General features: G+C 31.4%; 13 protein-coding genes. 12 read left to right on the forward strand and 1 reads right to left on the reverse strand.

The genetic code is table 11. The features are described 5' to 3' along the window. Positions 1–583 precede the first annotated feature (583 nt). The 4 genes from AAGU07_RS01755 to AAGU07_RS01770 all read left to right on the forward strand — a co-directional run bounded on the left by AAGU07_RS01755 (position 584) and on the right by AAGU07_RS01770 (position 3,654). On the forward strand, positions 584–1,585 hold the full coding sequence (locus AAGU07_RS01755) for a glycosyltransferase family 2 protein (protein WP_342457500.1): 1,002 nt from the start codon (positions 584–586) through the stop codon (positions 1,583–1,585). A 329-nt stretch (positions 1,586–1,914) separates the two neighbouring features. Beyond that, on the forward strand, positions 1,915–2,151 hold the full coding sequence (locus AAGU07_RS01760; RefSeq protein ID WP_342457501.1) for a hypothetical protein: 237 nt from the start codon (positions 1,915–1,917) through the stop codon (positions 2,149–2,151). Between the two features lie 12 nt (positions 2,152–2,163). Beyond that, positions 2,164–2,868 (forward strand): hypothetical protein, encoded by a 705-nt coding sequence (locus tag AAGU07_RS01765; protein ID WP_342457502.1) that lies wholly within the window; start codon positions 2,164–2,166, stop codon positions 2,866–2,868. 180 nt (positions 2,869–3,048) lie between these two features. Continuing rightward, positions 3,049–3,654, forward strand: coding sequence for a hypothetical protein (locus tag AAGU07_RS01770; RefSeq protein WP_342457503.1), 606 nt, complete (start codon positions 3,049–3,051; stop codon positions 3,652–3,654). Positions 3,655–3,697: 43 nt separating this feature from the next. Here the strand turns inward: AAGU07_RS01770 and AAGU07_RS01775 are convergent, their stop codons facing one another. Continuing rightward, on the reverse strand, positions 3,698–4,669 hold the full coding sequence (locus AAGU07_RS01775) for a CPBP family intramembrane glutamic endopeptidase (RefSeq protein ID WP_342457504.1): 972 nt from the start codon (positions 4,667–4,669) through the stop codon (positions 3,698–3,700). A 612-nt stretch (positions 4,670–5,281) separates the two neighbouring features. Here AAGU07_RS01775 and AAGU07_RS01780 point away from each other — a divergent pair. The 8 genes from AAGU07_RS01780 to AAGU07_RS01815 are packed head-to-tail and all read left to right on the forward strand — an operon-like array spanning position 5,282 to position 14,719. Continuing rightward, positions 5,282–6,661 (forward strand): nucleotide sugar dehydrogenase, encoded by a 1,380-nt coding sequence (locus AAGU07_RS01780; RefSeq protein WP_342457505.1) that lies wholly within the window; start codon positions 5,282–5,284, stop codon positions 6,659–6,661. Positions 6,662–6,698: 37 nt separating this feature from the next. Beyond that, complete coding sequence (locus AAGU07_RS01785) at positions 6,699–8,297, forward strand: Gfo/Idh/MocA family oxidoreductase (RefSeq protein WP_342457506.1); 1,599 nt, start codon at positions 6,699–6,701, stop codon at positions 8,295–8,297. Positions 8,298–8,309: 12 nt separating this feature from the next. Continuing rightward, positions 8,310–9,422, forward strand: a complete 1,113-nt coding sequence (locus tag AAGU07_RS01790) for a DegT/DnrJ/EryC1/StrS family aminotransferase (RefSeq protein ID WP_342457507.1) — start codon at positions 8,310–8,312, stop codon at positions 9,420–9,422. 1 nt (position 9,423) lies between these two features. Continuing rightward, complete coding sequence (gene wecB / locus AAGU07_RS01795; protein WP_342457508.1) at positions 9,424–10,557, forward strand: UDP-N-acetylglucosamine 2-epimerase (non-hydrolyzing); 1,134 nt, start codon at positions 9,424–9,426, stop codon at positions 10,555–10,557. 20 nt (positions 10,558–10,577) lie between these two features. After that, a complete protein-coding gene (locus AAGU07_RS01800; RefSeq protein WP_342457509.1) occupies positions 10,578–11,756 on the forward strand; it encodes a glycosyltransferase family 4 protein in 1,179 nt (392 codons plus the stop codon). Next, positions 11,719–12,846, forward strand: coding sequence for a DegT/DnrJ/EryC1/StrS family aminotransferase (locus AAGU07_RS01805; RefSeq protein ID WP_342457510.1), 1,128 nt, complete (start codon positions 11,719–11,721; stop codon positions 12,844–12,846). Before AAGU07_RS01800 ends, AAGU07_RS01805 begins: the two co-directional genes overlap by 38 nt. Beyond that, complete coding sequence (locus tag AAGU07_RS01810) at positions 12,846–13,913, forward strand: SDR family NAD(P)-dependent oxidoreductase (protein WP_342457511.1); 1,068 nt, start codon at positions 12,846–12,848, stop codon at positions 13,911–13,913. The genes AAGU07_RS01805 and AAGU07_RS01810 overlap by 1 nt, the downstream gene beginning before the upstream one ends. Beyond that, the gene (locus AAGU07_RS01815) at positions 13,850–14,719 is read left to right on the forward strand and encodes a methyltransferase domain-containing protein (RefSeq protein WP_342457512.1); all 870 of its coding nucleotides are present in this window, start codon (positions 13,850–13,852) and stop codon (positions 14,717–14,719) included. The genes AAGU07_RS01810 and AAGU07_RS01815 overlap by 64 nt, the downstream gene beginning before the upstream one ends. The last annotated feature ends 10 nt before the right edge of the window (positions 14,720–14,729 follow it).

Below are 14,729 nucleotides of genomic sequence, written 5' to 3' on the forward strand. Positions count from 1 at the left end.
CAATTAACAAATAAATTTTAATTAAAACCCACATATTTCCTTTTTTTGTATATTACTCAGTTATCAATTTAAAAAATGCTATTTTTCAATTAATAAAATTGCCCCTTAAAATTTATATTACTAATCATTATTTTCATAAAACCTAAAGATTTAATAGGAAATAATAATAAAATAATATAGTAAAGTATGAAATTACATACTAACCTAAAATTCATACAAACTGAAATGTGTTATTCAGATTAATATAATCCCTCTAAAATCAAAATTTTGATTTTAGGGGCGTGTAAAAACCATTGGTTTTTACAGTTGCGAAACAAGTTTCGCAAACATGTAAAAAATCTCTGATTTTTTACGGTTGAAAATCATAGATTTTCAAACACCAAAAATTCATAGAATTTTTAGAAAATGCGAAGCATGCAAAATTAAAAATTTCGCAGGCGTCAAAAACTTTGTTTTTGACAGTATTTTCTAACTCCCAAAAATCGAAGCTTGCAAAAATCTCTGATTTTTGTGCTCCAAAAATCCTATGGATTTTTGAGAGATTTTTGAGGATTTTGAGCGAGTCAAAAAATGAGTAGATATTATGGCAAAAATAACAGCAATATTACCAGCCTATAACGAAGAATTATGCATAAGCAGTGTAATTCTCTGTTCTAAAAAATATGTAGATAAAGTAATTGTTGTTGATGACGGCAGTATAGATAATACTGCAAATATAGCTAAACTAGCAGGAGCCCAAGTAATAATCCATTCATCTAATAAAGGTAAAGGAGCAGCATTAAAAACAGGTTTTGAAGCTGCAAAAGAGTCAGAAATCATAGTAACTTTAGACGCAGATGGGCAACATAACCCCAAAGAAATACCAAAACTAATAAACCCAATAATAAATGGGGAAGCAGATATAGTAAACGGCAGCAGATATATTAACGGAAATAAAAAGGATACGCCATCCTACAGACGTATTGGACAGTCGATACTTGATAAAATTTCTAATTTAAGCAGTGGGCTTAATATTACCGATAGTCAAAGTGGTTTTAGGGCATTTGCAAGATATACCATACCTGCTTTCAGGTTTAGCTGCACTGGTTTTAGTATCGAGAGTGAAATGTTAACAGATGCCTCAAATGTTGGGCTGAGGGTCAAAGAAGTCGAAATAGGAGTTAGATATGATATCGATAGTTCTACAAAAAACCCAGTGAGCCACGGTGTAGGTGTTTTAATTAAAATTATAAATGATTTACAGTTCCAAAGGCCCCTGTTTTACTTTGCGTTACCAGGCACCATAGTTACTTTAGCCGGTGTAATTTTATGTCTCATGTTTTTTGGAGATTATATGATGACATCATCCACTAATATTGCAAGCAACATTGCACCTTCAGCATCTTACAGCCTAGTTCCCACAATCCTTGCGATAATGATGACATTAATCGGCGGATTTTTAGTATTAACCGGTATCCTTTTAGATTCAATGGGAAAAATGATAGATCGCATTTTAATTAGATCTCAAAATGGGGCCAATATTTCTAAATCTGCAGAATATATAAAATTTAATAAAACAAAAGACACGGAAATGAAGGGCAAATAAGATTAAATTCATTATTAAAAATATATATTATTTAAAAATATCTCCATTAATTAAATTAAGCTATTTATTTGTTAAATATATCCTTTTAATTTATTAATTAATTTTTCTGGCTTTGTAGGAAATTAAAAACTTAATAAGTATTAATTTATATTACTATTTGATATTAGTACAAGTTTAGTACAAAAGTTGGTTAATAATAATTTTAAATTCATTAAATCATAATAAATTGTTCCAAAATCACCTTAAAATACTAGCTTGTTAGTAAGTAAACACTAAAGTATATAAAGTTATAATAATAAATAGTATTACTGTAATAACGGAGGTGTTATATGATATCTACCGTAACAGCCACAACGACCATAGTAGCTATGACTCAAGTCATGACTTACAGCATAATAGCAGTAATTGCACTCTTAACAATTCTAACCCTAAAAGAAATCCTAAATACAGAATCCAGTAAAAATAAACGCATAAGATCATTTGTTGAAGGAACAAATGTTGCAATAGTTCCACTGCTTTTAGTATTTGTATCCATTGTAGGCTACAAAGTGGTGACGGTCATTTAGGAGGTATCTTGTATGGAAAAAAAAATAGGACTAACCATTATGGTGATGGTTATAGTAGTGATGGGAGGACTTGTATATGCAAGTATTCCCCAAACTGGAACCCAACAAAATACCGTCGTACCCTCTGGAGCCACAAGCGTTGCATTTGAAAACCATGGGAACTCATGGAAACATGTTGTCGCAGCCTTTGATATAACTGATGTAGATGGATCCGTAAAAAAGATATTTGCTGATCTATGGATTAAACCACAGAGCACTGCAACTGTTGATCTAAGCAGCCTTGCAGGTCTAAATAACCAACCGCTCCCACAAGGAACTAATGTAAATTTAAAAACATACACTGCTCCTAATGTACCTACATCTCAGGTCCCACAGGATGTAACAGATAACAAAGTGACCGCAACCGCAGATCCATCTCAGGGTGGAAAATATTTAGCAGCACTTACACCAAGTACCAGTGCAGCCGATCCAGTTGTTGTTACACCAAGAAACACAGTAATAGTCAATGATACAGCATTCAGCATAACTACGGGTGGAGGAGTCTCATTGAGTGGAACAGCAGCAGTACCACTTTGTGCAAATGCTGGAGGAGCAAGTGCTCAAGCACCTACAAACGGCACAGCTGTCGCAACCACGCCGGGAGTAACCGCTTTAGCGCCGCTAAATGGGCCTGTTATTGCAAGTACTCCTAGATTACGCATAGTACTACCACTTTAAAGCCAGAAATACGGATTTGACGCAAAAACATATGGAAATGTCGAAAATAGAATAATCAAAAAATAGTTTTTACCAAACTTCAGTTTGAGTACCAATAAAGTTTTGTAGCCCCAACTATTATGTTTGGGGCGTTTTTTTATTCGATAGAAAATTTAATTAAATTAATGGATCTGTGATATCATGAACCCCAAAGTATACATACTTATTGCTGCTTTTATATCTGGATTTTTAATTTTAGGGTTTGGAATCAATACCCTCGAAAGTATGTTATTTGACCAAATACCGTATAATTACACATCTTACATTTCAATGCCCCCTAATCATCCTAATGAATCTCCTATAGGTGGCTATTATAAAATATATGGAAAAGGACGTGATTTTAATTTCTGTATAGTCCTTCCAGGAGCTGAAAATCAGGAAAGTCCCCTTGATTACACCGCAGACGGGCTTAACGGTACTGGAAAAATAAATGAAATAAATATAACCTATGGTACTATTATATCACTTTTATCAGGTGATTTTAAAAATGCACTTTTCAACACAAAAATCAATGGTAATTATAGCATGGCATGTGCTGCATGGACTGGTTACGGTAATTTCACAAATACTGGCCAAAATTTCATTGGTAACTTTAAAATAAATGGAGTAAAAACGGATTGGGAAGGAACATTCAACTTAGTCCCAGAAAGCAACAAAATTGTACTAAAAGCAGACTACATATGGTATCATCATGCTAACAAAAACGACGGCAGCATTAGAAAAGTTAAAAAGATATATTACATGTAAATACATTGTATTTACACATTTAACTAGAAATTTAACTTCATCATCACAGAATCGAATTTATGTATGGTATTAAAATTGGAAATATAAAAGGCATTACCAAGAATAAAAACGAGTTAGAAATTCCGTGTGAAAGTGTAATCCCAAATAGGCTTCCTGTTTTCTGGAATGTATAACCATAGAATAGAGCTACACTGAACACAAACAGAAGATCCAAAGCTGAATTCCAGCCTATGTGAAGGGCAGTAAAGAGTATTGAAACATACAACAATCCCCATAATCTTCCAAGTATTTTTTCTGCATTTTTTTGAAGTATCCCTCGAAACAGCAGTTCTTCTGCAAACCCTGTAGATATTATAAGGATTATACTTGCAAATAGAACTGTTTCTGCAGAAAATGTAGAGACTAATGGCTGTGGCTTCAATATTAAATATTCAGTGAACCCTAAAACAACCCCACTTAAAGCAATTGTTAGTTGAAGCGGAATGTTACCTAAAATCAGCCCTACCTTTTTCCGGGTAAGCTTTTGAGATCTCATGAGTACAAATGATGCGGCAAACAATGGAACTGCTATTACAGGGAACCAATAAAGCTCATTTACCTGCATAAGAGGTATTGTAAGTCCTATTATCCTTATCATTGGCAAAATCATCATAGAACGAAGGAGATAAGAAAAATTAAGGGATTTGGTAAGAGAAGAATTAATTAAAAGAGCAAAAAGGACAAGAGTATGTATTATTAGACCGTATTCCACGTTGTAATGTGCAGTTACAATTTCTGCAGTTACAATAGCTATCAAATATGTAATAAGTATCAATATATTTTTCCTAAATGACTCAAATCGCACCCGTTTGTCCTCAATGTTGGTGATCACCTTTTTAACCCGGATCTCTCTTTCATAGTTCTCAATATCAAACATTTTAAGGTTTTTTTTGTAATTTAAATGCTTTTCTCTTTTTTTTGAACCAGAGGGGAACATTTTTATATCAAATAACGTTTTTGATTCTTTTTTATCCATCGATTCACCCATCTACTAATAATACTTTTATTATATTTATAATTACCAATTATATAAAATTTACCTTAAAAGTATTATTTAATAATGAGATTATACAAAATTCTGTCAAAATTTTAAATTTTGAATATTTATAAACTAGTTTTTTTTCAATTTTCCTAAGATTAGAGATATTCAAATTGTCGGTACTCAAAAATAAATTAGAATATTAAATTTTTACTTAAAATCAAATGTTAAAAGAAACATATATTGATACATACGTTATTTTAAACAGATTTTTACTTAATTTTGGATCTTCAAGAAACTTTTGTACTTATTAAATTTCTTAGAAGTTTAAAATAATAAAAAATTAATTTCGATTTCTTTTATAGATTTTTAGAAATAATATTCATTTTTCAACATGTTTTTTATTAAAAACACCCTATTTTTGAAATATTAAAAAGTTATTATAATTACTCTACAAAATTTTGGATAATAAAAAATTTATATAGTTTAATATACTAATAATATAATAATAATTTAATATATTAAACATAATAACATACTTATAAAATTCTAAGAAGTTATTATGTATTAATAATAAAAAATTAGGACTTATGGAAGTCTGGTGATTTAATGAACTGGATAAATAGCTTAAAATTGAAAATTAGAAATAATTCAGCAGTTGTTGGTATAGTAGGGCTAGGATATGTAGGATTACCCCTTGCAGTTACATTTTCAAAAAAATTCAATGTTATAGCATATAATAAGAACAAAAAGAAGACAGAATTATTAAAAAACGGAAAATCCTATATAGAAGATGTTAAAAACACTGAAATCAATTTAAAAAATTTATATCCAACAAACAATTATGAAGATCTAAAAAATGCGGATTTTATCATTATTGCAGTTCCAACGCCGTTAAATAAAGATAAAAGCCCTGATTTATCTTATATAAAACGGGCAGGTGAAGAAGTTGGAAAAATACTTAAAAAAGGACAATTTGTAGTCTTAAAAAGCACCACCTATCCTGGAACTACAGAAGACTTTTTATGTCCCATTCTTGAGGAAGAAAGTAATTTAAATGTTACAACCGATTTTGGAATAGCCTATTCTCCAGAAAGAGTAGATCCTGGAAATAAAGAATATAAAATCGAGAATACACCAAATGTAGTTGGTGGTTTAACTCCAGAATTTACTGAAATCTGTTCAATGTTATTTGAAGGCCTCACTGGCGATATTATTAAAGTAGAAAATTGTAAAACAGCTGAAGCAGTAAAAATGATTGAGAACATTTATAGAAATGTTAATATTGCCCTAGTTAACGAACTAGCACTAATTTTTGAAAAAATGGAAATTGACATCTGGGAAACTATTGAAGCTGCCAAGACCAAACCATATGGTTTTACACCTTTTTATCCAGGTCCTGGAGTTGGCGGACACTGTATACCTCTTGATCCTTATTATCTTTCATATAGAGCAAAGCAGTTCGGCATCATTCCAAGATTTATAGAAACAGCCGGAGAAATCAATGATTTCATGCCCATACATACCATAAACTTAGCAAAAAAAGCACTTGAAAAATCAGGAAAAAAAATTAGAGATTCTAATGTATTAATCTTGGGTTTAGCCTACAAAGCAAATATTAGTGATACACGAGAATCTCCAGCAATTCAAATTATTGAAGAACTCGTTGAGATCGGAGCAAAATTTAAGGTCTATGATCCCCATTCAAATTCAATAAAAACCCGATTTGGAAATTATTATTCAGAAAATAACTTTAAAGAGAGCTTAAAATGGGCTGATTGTATTATAGTAGTAACTGATCATGAAGAATTTAAACAGAATGGAGAATTACTAAACGTTATTAAAGGTCAGCAGACCATAATTGTCGATACACGAAATATATTAGATTCAATCAAAGAACAGCAAATGTCACTTGTTAATACAACGAATATAATTGATTCAAATATTGAAAATATTCCATCAGAGAATCCATATTACATAAAATTATAATTGTAAATTTTTTATTCAATCTAAAAAGAGGATTAAAATGGTAAAAAACATAGCAATTATTGGAAGTGGCTACTGGGGTAAAAATTTAGTTAGGAATTTCTCTGAACTTGGTGTCCTTAAAACAATTTGCGATTTGAATAAAAATGTATTAAATGATTTTAAAAAACAGTACCCAGAAGTTCATATTACAACTTCTTTTCAGGAAGTTTTAGAAGATCAAGATATAAAGGGAATTGTAGTTTCTACTCCCGCAGTTTTACATTATAAAATGGTAAAAGAAGCTTTAAGTTATGGAAAAGATGTATTTGTAGAAAAACCACTTTCTCTAAATGTACATGAAGGTAAAGAACTGGTTAAAACTGCAGAAAATAAAGGCAATATCCTGATGGTTGGACATATTCTACAGTACCACCCCGCCGTCCTTAAACTTTATGAAATGATAAAAAACGGAGAATTGGGCAAAATTCAGTATATCTATTCCAATCGTTTGAACTTAGGTAAATTCAGGACAGAAGAAAACATATTATGGAGTTTTGCGCCCCATGATATTTCTGTAATCTTAATGTTTTTAAATGAAATGCCTAAAAGTTTAACATCACATGCAGGTGCTTATCTAAGTAAAGATATAGCAGACGTTACTTTTACCACCATGGAATTTCACAGCGGTGTAAAAGCCCATATTTTTGTAAGCTGGCTCCATCCATATAAAGAACAGAAACTTGTGGTAGTTGGCAGCAAGAAGATGGCTGTATTTAATGATGTTTCAGATGAAAAACTTTTTTTATATCCTCATGAGATAGAATGGATAAATAGAGTTCCCGTGCCTCGGATGAAAGATGCCATGGCGGTAAAAACCAAAATGAGCGAGCCATTAAAGGAAGAATGTAAACATTTTATAGAATGCATAAAATCCAGAAATGATCCAAAAACAAATGGAAGAGAAGGTCTTCAAGTACTTGAAATTTTAGAAGCCAGCCAGAAATCACTTGAAAATAATGGTAAAACCGTATTAATCCATGAAAATTCTTATTTTTCCCACCCTACGTCTATTGTAGATCAACCTTGTACTATAGGTAAAGGAACAAAAATCTGGCACTTTTCACATGTAATGACTGGAGCAAAAATAGGAGATAACTGTAACATTGGACAAAATGTGATGATTGCTCCAGATGTAGTTATCGGGAATAATGTTAAAATACAAAATAATGTTTCAGTTTATACTGGCGTTAAAATAAATAATAATGCTTTTCTTGGACCATCTATGGTTTTTACAAATGTTAAAAATCCCAGGAGTTTTATATCTCGAAAAAATGAATTTAAAGAAACATTAGTAGGAGAGGGTGCCTCCATTGGTGCTAATGCTACCATTGTATGTGGAAATACCATTGGTAATTATGCTCTTATTGGAGCAGGGGCAGTTGTGACTAAAAATATACCTGATTATGCGCTTGCTGTCGGAAATCCTGCTAGAATAACAGGTTGGATTTGTGAATGCGGACTTAAATTAAACTTTTTTAATAACCAGGCAGTCTGCAGTTGTGGAAGCAAGTATGAAAAAATAGATGATAATCTTAAAAAAATGAAATTTCTCTCTGCTGAAGTTGTAAAAGAGAATAAAAAAGAGAAGACAATGTGAGGCAAAGTTAAGATGAAAATTCCATTTCTAGACCTGAAAAGGCAATATGATACAATAAAAGAAGAAATAAATGAATCTATTGGAGACGTATTAGATTCACAAAAATTCATTCTTGGAGAGGAAGTTGAAGAATTCGAAGATAATATGGCAAAATACTGCAAATGCAAAGATGCAATAAGCGTTGCAAGCGGTACTGATGCATTACTTCTATCTATTAAAGCCCATAATATTTCTGGAAGTGTGATAACATCCACATTTACATTTTTTGCAACCGCAGGAGCAATACATAACTCTGGTGCGAACCCTAAATTTGTAGATATAAAACCTGAAACATTCAACGTAGACCCTGAAAAAATAAGAAAAAACCTCCAGGACGATGAAAGTATAAAAGCAATTTTGCCGGTTCATCTTTTTGGTAAACCTGCTGAAATGAATGAAATTATAGAAATAGCAGAAGATAATGATTTAACAATAATAGAAGATGCAGCTCAGACACTCGGTGCCGAATATAGGGGGAAAAAAGTTGGATCTACAGGAACGGCATGCTTTAGTTTCTTCCCCTCCAAGAATCTCGGAGGATTTGGAGATGGAGGGTTAATAACAACTAATGATGAAGAACTATCAGAAAAAATAAGGACCCTCCGAGTTCATGGAGCAAAACCAAAATATTATCACCATATTATTGGTTATAACAGCAGATTAGATGCTATTCATGCGGCTGTTTTAAATGTGAAGTTAAAATATCTCGATAAATGGGTTCAAAAAAGGATTAATAATGCTAAAATTTATAATAACGCGTTAAAACATGTTGAAAATTTAGAATTACCCCAAATATCAGATAATGAGAAACATTCATTTAACCAGTACACAATTAGAGTAAAAAACGGTTTAAGGGACAACCTTAAAGATTTCCTGCAAAACAAGGGCATAAACACTGCAATATATTATCCTTTACCATTACATTTACAGCCCTGCTTTTCTTCATTAAACTGTAAAAAAGGAGATTTTGTAAATGCGGAATTGGCAAGTAAAGAAGTCCTTTCATTACCTGTTTTTCCAGAATTAGAAAAAGAAGAGATGGAATATACAATTGACAGTATTTCTGAATTTTTTAAAAGGGATTAAAATGAAAATTATCACTGTATTGGGAGCTAGACCCCAATTTATCAAAGCTGCATTGTTATCTCATGAATTAAGGAGAGAAAATCATGAAATTATTGTTCATACAGGGCAACACTATGATACTGAGATGTCAGATATCTTTTTTAAAGAGATGAATATTCCTGAACCAGATTATAATTTAGGAGTTGGATCTGCATCACATGCTTATCAAACTGCAGAAATGATGTTAAAACTTGAAAAAATTTTTGTAAATGAAAATCCAGATTTGGTTTTGGTATATGGTGATACTAACTCTACTTTAGCAGGTGCAATAACTGCCTCTAAATTAAATTTACCAGTAGCTCATGTAGAAGCGGGCCCTAGAATGTTTGATAAAACTATTCCCGAAGAGATAAATCGAATAATTACAGATCAGTTATCTTCTTTACTTTTTGCACCAACTCCCAGATCAGTTGATAATCTCACAAATGAGGGCTTAAATAAGGGAATTCACTTGACTGGAGATATAATGCTTGATAACTTTAAATATTTCTATAAAAAAGCTGAAAAACATTCTAAAATTCTAGAAGAACTTGATTTAACAGAAAAAAATTATATATTAACAACTATCCATCGCGCAAGGAATACTGAATCCATTAAAAACTTAAAAACTATTGTAAAATCATTATTAAAAATTTCCGAAGTAGAAAAAATAATATTCCCTGTTCATCCCCGTACTAAAAAATACCTTAAAAAATATAATTTCTACGATAGGCTAAATAAAAATCCCAATATTAAATTAATAAACCCTGTAGGCTATTTGGATATGTTAATTCTAACTAAAAATGCCAAAAAAATAATTACAGATTCAGGAGGTCTGCAAAAAGAGGCTTATTTTGCCCAAGTTCCATGCATAACCTTAGATAAATCATCTGCATGGCCTGAAACTGTTGAAGATGGTTGGAATCTAGTCATTTATGGAACATCTGAAAAAATCGCTCGATCTGTGCTTCATTTTAAACCAAGTTCTACACAAAATAAAACCTTTGGTCATGGAAACGCTTCAGTTAAAATAACTCATTTAATAGAAGAATTACTAAAAAATAGAGAAAAAACCATTATACTGGCTCCAAAAATGATCCTTTCTAGAAATATATAAATTTTGAAAGAGGTAATACTATGAAAATATGTTTTCTTGCAAATTCAGAAAGTATCCATATTCAACGATGGGTTAAATATTTCACAGATACAGGTCATGAAGTACACATAATATCAGATAGTTCCACTGATAAAATTAACATTGAAAACGTAATATTCCATCAACTTAAAAATATCAATTCAAATAGAAACACTGTGGCGTTCTATATAACATTGATAATCAATATTGTATATGTTAATTATCTAATAAGGAGTATTAAGCCAGACATTCTCCATGCGCATTATGTTGTATATTACGGGTTTTATGGAGTTTTAACTTCTTTTCATCCTTTAATTATATCTGTTTGGGGTAGCGATGTTTTAAAAGTGCCAGATGAGTCTCTAATAGCAAACTACATAGTTCGTTATAGTCTTAAAGGTGCAGATAAGATCACTACTACTGCTGAATTTATGAGAGATCACCTACTTGATAACTTTAAACTAGCAAAAGAAAAAATCATTAGAATTCCATGGGGAATAAATACCAACATTTTTTATCAAAGGTACAGTTCTAAAGAAAAAGAATTAAAAGAATATTTAGGAATAGGAGATGCTGAAACAGTTGTTATCAGTAACAGGAGCATGGCTCCCCAATATAATATTGATAAAATTATTGAAGCTATCCCTTATGTTCTAAAATCAAATTCCAATACTGTTTTTGTGTTTATAAAAGGTTATGGCACCACTAATTTTGAAAAAAAAATGAGATTGAAGGCTCAAAAATTAAATATCATCAATAACGTTCGTTTTATCTCAAAGAATATAACACCTAAAGAAATGGCTACCTATCTTAACATTTCCAACATGTTCGTTTCAATAACAAAAACAGATCAATTTGCAAGTAGCATTATGGAAGGAATGGCATGTGGATTGGTCCCTATTGTAAGCAATATTGATGTTTATTACCAATATTTATCAGATAATAGTAATGCACTATTTGTTAATCCCGATAATCCGCAGGATTTAGCTGAAAAAATAATTTATTGTATTAATAATCCTGAAATAAAGGAGAATTTTTATAAAATAAACAAAAAAATCATTGAAAAACATGAAAATTGGGATAAAAATGCTCGAAAGATGGAAAAATTATATGAAGAAATGTTAAAAGAAGGAGAAATTAAAGATGAAATGGAAAATCCCATTGTTCAAAATATATCATGATGATGACGATATCCAAAGTGTAACAAACATCATCAAGAATGGTTCCCATTGGGCAACTGGAACAGAAATACAGCTATTTGAAAATGAAATTTCCCAGTATATTGGAAGAAAATACGCTGTGACATTTAATTCTGGAACTTCAGCTCTCCATACTCTCCTTTTAGCTCATGATATTAAAGATAACGATGAAGTAATAGTTCCATCTTTTACTTTTATCTCAACGGCTAATGCTCCTCTTTTTGTTAAAGCAAAACCTGTTTTTGCAGAAATTGAAGATAAAACATGCGGATTAGATCCTGAAGATGTTAAAGAAAAAATTACTCCAAAAACTAAAGCAATTATTCCTATTCATTATGGGGGTAACCCCTGTTTAATACGTGAATTAAAAGAGATTGCTGATGATTATAATGTTTTACTCATAGAAGATGCTGCAGAATCACTTGGGGCAAAAATAAAAGATAAAAAAATAGGGAGCTTTGGAGATTCAGCCATACTCAGTTTTTGCCAGAATAAAGTAATCTCTACAGGTGAAGGCGGGGCAGTTGTAACAGATTCAAAAGAAATCTATGAAAAATTAAAATTAATAAGATCACACGGAAGGTTAGATGCTCAGGATTACTTCTCTTCAACAAATTATATGGATTACCTAACTTTGGGATACAATTTTAGAATGCCTACCATGTGTGCAGCACTGGGTCTATCACAGCTAAAGAAGATAGACTCCATAATTAAAATGAGAAGGAGCAATTCATCTTATTTATCAAAAAAATTGTCAAAAAACGATATAATTATACCAAAAAGTCCCTTAAATTATTATAATGTTCATCAGCTGTTTACAATAAGGATTGAAGAACAAAGGGATGATTTAATCGAATATATGTCAAATAAAGGTATAATGACTAAAGTATATTTTTCTCCTGTTCATTTAACTCATTTCTATCAAAAAAAATTGGGATATAAAATTGGAGATTTGCCTGTTACTGAGAAAATATCCAATCAGGTACTGTCTTTACCAATGTATCCCACATTGACAAAAAGAGAAATGGATTATATTGCCGAAAATATTGAAAAATTTTTGAAGGTAAAATAATGAAGGACAAATTAAGGGAAAAGACTGTTTTAGTTACGGGTGGAACAGGATCAATAGGCACAGAAATAGTCAAACAAGTTCTAAGTTATGATGCATCCAAAGTCATAGTTTTCAGCAGGGATGAAATAAAACACTTTTCATTAAAGAAAAATTTAACAGATGATCGACTTGAAACTGTCGTTGGAGATGTAAGAGACTATCGTAGCATTCAAAGAGTATTTAATGATTTCGATATCGATTTAATTTACCATGCAGCTGCAATGAAACACGTTGTTGTATGCGAAGATTTTCCAATAGAAAGTGTTCGAACTAATATTTTAGGAACACAAAACATGGTAGATCTGGCAACAAAGTACGGGATCCCCAAGATGATTAACATCAGTACAGATAAATCAGCTTATCCTGTTAACGTGATGGGTGCAACTAAATTTATTGCAGAAAGAATCGTACTTAATGCGAATTTTTCTTGTGTTAGATTTGGTAATGTTGCTAATTCACATGGTTCAGTTATTCCTATTTTCATTGAGAATCTTTTAAACGGAAACCCCTTAAACATAACCAACCCCCACGCAACCCGTTTTATTATGGAAATTCCTGATGCAGTCAATCTTGTAATGGAGGCCACCAAATATGCTCAGGGCGGAGACCTATTTATTCTAAAAATGAAGGCATTTAAACTAGGAGACTTGTTAGATGTGATTCTAAACAGAATCGCTCCCAGACTGGATATACTTGAAGAGGATATTAAAGTAAATACAATTGGTCTAGTTGATGGTGAGAAACTTCACGAAGGTTTGATTAACAGTACAGAATCCGAGTTTCTTTTTGAACTAAACAACACTTATGTAGTTTTAAAAAATAGAGAGAATGCGTTAAAATACAAAAATATAAAAAGGATAAATTCATTTGGATACACTTCAAATGAGGTGGATTTAATTTCAAAAAGCGAAATAGAGAAAATTGTAATTAATTACTTTAAAAAAGACAGTATGAGGGAAAAATTATGGGAATATCTAACAAATTACTCCAAAAAATATGTTGTCCAACATGTAAAGGAAATTTATTAATTAATGAATCAAATAAACTTCAGTGCAACGACTGTGGAAAAGGGTTCCTAATTATCAATGATATACCATTGTTTATAAATGAAGAATCTGCATACGATAAGCTGTATGATCAAATTGACTTCCATAAACATCCTTTTGGATATAATCTAGATTATGCCTCCTGGAGAAAGGGAAAAATAAATAGAGAAATTGTAAAGTATTTAAAAAAAGGATCAGTTTTAGACGATGGCGGCGGCTATGGTTATTTAAAAGAATTTCTTGGAAAGGAACATACATATTATAATATGGAGTACAGCTATGAGATACTGAATTATGATACCAGTCCTTTAAAATCTGTAGGAAAAGGTGAAGAACTTCCATTCAAAGATGCTATTTTTGATAATATAGTAAGCGGCGATGTACTCGAACATGTGCATAATAAAGTAAAGTACCTTGAGGAAACATACCGGGTGTTAAAACCTGGAGGAATATTTATTTTAAATACACCACGAACAGGATGGATTGAATCCTATAAAAAATCTATCTGGTTTTGGATTCCCTATTTGAACTACATAACAAATGGAATCAAATCTATATTTAAAGACGAAACAAATATAACAACACCTTCTGGAGTTGTTGATATACCTAGCGATGAAACATGGTTACGTAATCAATTAAAAACGCTTGGCTATCAAGTAGTTGTCCAGAAAAGGACTGATAATCATCTTCCAGGCCTTTCCAATAAATTCTGGAGAAAATTTGCAGATGCATTTATAGATCCAGAAAAGATTGGGCATTGTACCTTTTTTGTTTGTAAAAAATTGTGAGAGTGAAAAG

It is taken from the genome of Methanobacterium sp. (assembly GCF_038562635.1).
In the GTDB taxonomy this organism is placed as follows: Archaea; Methanobacteriota; Methanobacteria; order Methanobacteriales; family Methanobacteriaceae; genus Methanobacterium_D.

Coding starts and splice junctions, on each gene's coding strand:
- AAGU07_RS01770 (WP_342457503.1), top strand. CDS start 3,049: ATGAACCCCAAAGTATACATACTTATTGCTGCTTTTATATCTGGATTT.
- wecB (WP_342457508.1), top strand. CDS start 9,424: ATGAAAATTATCACTGTATTGGGAGCTAGACCCCAATTTATCAAAGCT.
- AAGU07_RS01785 (WP_342457506.1), top strand. CDS start 6,699: ATGGTAAAAAACATAGCAATTATTGGAAGTGGCTACTGGGGTAAAAAT.
- AAGU07_RS01790 (WP_342457507.1), top strand. CDS start 8,310: ATGAAAATTCCATTTCTAGACCTGAAAAGGCAATATGATACAATAAAA.
- AAGU07_RS01780 (WP_342457505.1), top strand. CDS start 5,282: ATGAACTGGATAAATAGCTTAAAATTGAAAATTAGAAATAATTCAGCA.
- AAGU07_RS01775 (WP_342457504.1), bottom strand. CDS start 4,669: ATGGATAAAAAAGAATCAAAAACGTTATTTGATATAAAAATGTTCCCC.
- AAGU07_RS01765 (WP_342457502.1), top strand. CDS start 2,164: ATGGAAAAAAAAATAGGACTAACCATTATGGTGATGGTTATAGTAGTG.
- AAGU07_RS01760 (WP_342457501.1), top strand. CDS start 1,915: ATGATATCTACCGTAACAGCCACAACGACCATAGTAGCTATGACTCAA.
- AAGU07_RS01755 (WP_342457500.1), top strand. CDS start 584: ATGGCAAAAATAACAGCAATATTACCAGCCTATAACGAAGAATTATGC.
- AAGU07_RS01810 (WP_342457511.1), top strand. CDS start 12,846: ATGAAGGACAAATTAAGGGAAAAGACTGTTTTAGTTACGGGTGGAACA.
- AAGU07_RS01805 (WP_342457510.1), top strand. CDS start 11,719: ATGAAATGGAAAATCCCATTGTTCAAAATATATCATGATGATGACGAT.
- AAGU07_RS01815 (WP_342457512.1), top strand. CDS start 13,850: ATGGGAATATCTAACAAATTACTCCAAAAAATATGTTGTCCAACATGT.
- AAGU07_RS01800 (WP_342457509.1), top strand. CDS start 10,578: ATGAAAATATGTTTTCTTGCAAATTCAGAAAGTATCCATATTCAACGA.